The 3,608-nt window shown below is 76.4% G+C and carries 4 protein-coding genes; all 4 read left to right on the top strand.

Annotated elements, in window-relative coordinates; genetic code table 11:
• Positions 1-296 precede the first annotated feature (296 nt).
• The 4 genes from NH602_RS29325 to NH602_RS29310 are packed head-to-tail and all read left to right on the top strand — an operon-like array spanning position 297 to position 3,490.
• Positions 297-749 (top strand): hypothetical protein, encoded by a 453-nt coding sequence (locus NH602_RS29325; RefSeq protein ID WP_253069504.1) that lies wholly within the window; start codon positions 297-299, stop codon positions 747-749.
• Positions 746-1,387, top strand: a complete 642-nt coding sequence (locus NH602_RS29320) for a precorrin-8X methylmutase (RefSeq protein WP_073577137.1) — start codon at positions 746-748, stop codon at positions 1,385-1,387. Before NH602_RS29325 ends, NH602_RS29320 begins: the two co-directional genes overlap by 4 nt.
• A gap of 32 nt (positions 1,388-1,419) precedes the next feature.
• Entirely contained in the window at positions 1,420-2,976 is a 1,557-nt protein-coding gene (locus NH602_RS29315) for a precorrin-2 C(20)-methyltransferase (RefSeq protein WP_179762798.1), read from the top strand.
• 58 nt (positions 2,977-3,034) lie between these two features.
• Positions 3,035-3,490, top strand: a complete 456-nt coding sequence (locus NH602_RS29310) for a GNAT family N-acetyltransferase (RefSeq protein WP_253069503.1) — start codon at positions 3,035-3,037, stop codon at positions 3,488-3,490.
• Positions 3,491-3,608: the final 118 nt, after the last annotated feature.

The raw sequence follows: 3,608 nt of genomic DNA, 5'->3' as shown, positions 1-3,608 counted from the left end.
GGCTTCGCCTTCGTCCCGATCTTCCTGGGCGGCGGCGGCCGGCAGTACCACTACAACTACGGCGGCAGCGGCGGCGTCGGCCAGGTCGCGACCGGCGGGGACGTGTCCCCCCCGCCGAGCGGCCCGCCGACCCGGCCGCGCGGGCCTGGCGCGCCGCGGAGCTGCCCGGGGCCGCGACCGGGATCCCGGCCCGGCTCTCCGGCCGCAGGACGACGCCCGCGTCGGGACCCGGAGCCCGGTCCGCGGGCGACACCGGTGGTCGATCAGCACGTTCCCGCCGCGCGGAGGGCGGGAACGTGCTCGTCGGCGTGTCCGACGGCGGGGCACTGGGCGTCGCGCCCCTGCTCGGGCAGCTCTCGGCCGCGCAGCTCGACGTGCTGGCCGGTGAGGCCCCGGGGCTGCTGGTCACCCCGTGGCGCACCCTCGTGCTGCCCACCCCGGCAGCCGGTGCCGCCGACCGGCTGGCCGGGGCGGGACTCGTCGTCGACCCCGGGCACCCCGCGCTGCGGGTGAGCGCCTGCGCCGGATCGCCGGGCTGCGCGAAGTCCCTGGCCGACGTGCGTGCCCATGCGCTCGACCTGATCGGCCGGGGCGGCCCGCGGACGGGCGCGGGGCCGGACATGCTGCACGTCGTCGGCTGCGCCCGCCGCTGCGGCGCCCCGCACGCCGCGCACCGCGACGCCGTGGCCACCGGGCCGGGCACCTACGTCATCGACGGACACACGATCACGACCGAGGAGCTCCGCTGAGCGGGTACGACTACATCACCGACGGCAACGAGATCTACCGCCGCTCGTTCGCGACGATCCGCGCGGAGACCGACCTCTCCGGGCTCCCGCCCGGCGTCGACGACATCGCCGTCCGCATGATCCACGCCTGCGGCCAGGTCGACCTCGTCGACGACATCGCCGCCTCCGACGGCGTCGTCGCGGCCGCACGCGCCGCGCTGCGGGCCGGTGCCCCGATCCTGTGCGACGCGATGATGGTCGCCTCCGGGGTGACCGCCGCCCGGCTGCCCGCGGACAACGAGGTGCTCTGCCTGCTGCGCGACGCCCGGGTGCCCGACCACGCGCGGCGGATCGGCAACACCCGGTCCGCGGCCGCGCTGGAGCTGCTCGCCGACCGCTTCGAGGGCGCGGTGCTCGCGATCGGGAACGCCCCGACCGCGCTGTTCCACGTGCTGGACCTCATCGACCGCGGCGACGCACCCCGCCCGGCCGCGGTCATCGGCATCCCGGTGGGGTTCATCGGCGCCGCCGAGTCCAAGGCCGCCCTCGCCGAGCGGACCGACCTGGAGCACCTCGTCGTCCACGGCCGTCGTGGCGGGTCGGCGATCACCGCGGCGGCGCTGAACGCGCTGGCCCACGAGCAGGAGATCATCGCGTGAACGAGCGTGCGAGTGCCGCGCAGCAGCACAGCGTGACAGGCACCCTCTACGGCGTCGGCCTCGGTCCGGGCGACCCCGAGCTGACCACGATCAAGGCCGCCCGGCTCGTCCGCGACGCCGACGTCATCGCCTACCACTCGGCCCGGCACGGCCGCTCCATCGCGCGCCGGATCGCCGAACCGCACCTGTCGGGCACCGCGATCGAGGAGGCGCTGGTCTACCCGGTCACCACCGAGGCCACCGACCACCCCGGCGGCTACCAGGGTGCGATCGACGCGTTCTACACCGAGGCCGCCGCCCGGCTCGCCGCGCACCTCGACGCGGGCCGCGACGTCGTGCTGCTCGCCGAGGGCGACCCGCTCTTCTACGGCTCCTACATGCACATGCACAAGCGGCTGGCCGGGCGCTACCCGACCGAGGTCGTCCCGGGCGTCACCTCGATCAGCGGCGCCGCCGCGGCGATCGGGCAGCCGCTGGTGGAGCGCGACGAGGTGCTCACCGTGCTGCCGGGCACGCTGCCCCGCGAGGAGCTCGCAAGGCGGCTCGCGGGCACCGACTCGGCGGCGGTGATGAAGCTCGGGCGCACCTTCACCACGGTCCGCGGGGCGATGGCCGACGCCGGCGTGCTCGACCGGGCCCGCTACGTCGAGCGGGCCACGATGGAGGGCCAGCGGACCGGCTCGCTGTCCGACGTGGATCCCTCGGACGTGCCCTACTTCGCGATCGCCCTGGTCCCCGGTGAGGTCGCCGCCTCGGTGCCCGAGGAGGCCGTCGGGTCCGTCGCGGAGCCCGGAGGCGCGGCGGCCGAGGAGCGGTCGGTGCGCGGGCCGGGTGAGGTCGTCGTGGTCGGGACCGGTCCCGCCGGGCGGGACTGGCTGACCCCGCAGGTCGCCCGCGCCCTGTCGGAGGTGGACGACCTCGTCGGCTACGGCCCCTACCTGGACCGGGTGCCGCCGAACCCGCGTCAGACCCGGCACGCCTCGGACAACAAGGTCGAGTCCGAGCGGGCGGCGCACGCGCTGGACCTGGCCGCCTCGGGGCGGCGGGTCGCCGTCGTCTCCGCCGGGGACCCGGGGGTGTTCGCGATGGCGACCGCGGTGCTGGAGGTGGCGGCGGAGCCGAAGTACCACGACGTCCCGGTCCGGGTGCTGCCCGGCATGTCCGCGGCGCAGGCCGTGGCGGCCGCCGTCGGTGCCCCGCTGGGGCACGACCACGCCCTGATCTCGTTGTCCGACCGGCTCAAGCCGTGGGACGTGGTCGCGGACCGGCTGCGTGCCGTGGCCGCGGCGGACCTGGCGATCGCGATCTACAACCCGCGCTCGAAGGCCCGGCCGTGGCAGGTCGGCGCGGCCCGTGACGTGCTGCTGGAGCACCGTGCACCGGAGACCCCGGTGGTGCTGGGACGCGACGTCGGCGGCGCCGGGCAGCGGATCGTCGTCACCACGCTGGGCGAGCTGGACCCGGAGCAGGTCGACATGCGCACCCTGGTGGTGGTCGGCTCGTCGACGACCCGGGCGGTCGAGCGCGGCGGCGCGACCGTCGTGTTCACGCCCCGGCACTACGGCCCCGGCGGCACGACGACCGGCTGACCACATCCGCCGGTTGTCGACATCCTGACGGATGCCGGTTCCGCGCTAGCGTCACGCCGTGCAACTGCAGGTGCGGCGCTTCGGGCCCGACGACTGGGAGCCGGCCCGCGCAGCCCGACTCGCCTCGGTGCGGGACGGCTTCGGTGAGGACAGCGACTTCTACCGCGAGCAGGCGGCCATGGAACCGGCCGCCTGGCGGGCGGTCCTGGCCGAGCACGTCCGTTTCGGAGCCTTCGACGGCGACCAGCCGGTCGGCACCGCCTGCTGGCGGACCGGTGACGACGGCGACGGGCAGCTCTACGGCATGTGGGTCCATCCCGACGCGCGCGGGACCGGGCTGGCCGACGCGCTCGTCGACGCCGTCGTCGCGGCCGCGCGCGAACTCGGCTCGGCCACCCTGTCGCTGAAGGTGGAGCCGGGCAACGCCCGGGCGATCGCCTTCTACGTCCGTACCGGGTTCGTCGCCGACGGCGACCCCGGCCCGGGACTGGTCGTCATGACCCGCCCGGTCTGACCGCGGCGGCGAGCCCCAGCAGGGCCGTCAGCCCGGTCAGGCCGGCGGGCCGCAGGTCCCCGTCGAGGCCCCGCAGCGCCGCGGTCGCCGCGCCGGCGGCCCGGCCGGCGGCGAGCCC

The organism is Pseudonocardia sp. McavD-2-B (assembly GCF_024124365.1).
Taxonomy (GTDB): domain Bacteria; phylum Actinomycetota; class Actinomycetes; order Mycobacteriales; family Pseudonocardiaceae; genus Pseudonocardia; species Pseudonocardia alni.
Note: the sequence above shows the minus strand (reverse complement) of the source record. Positions and strands in the feature narration are given on the sequence as shown.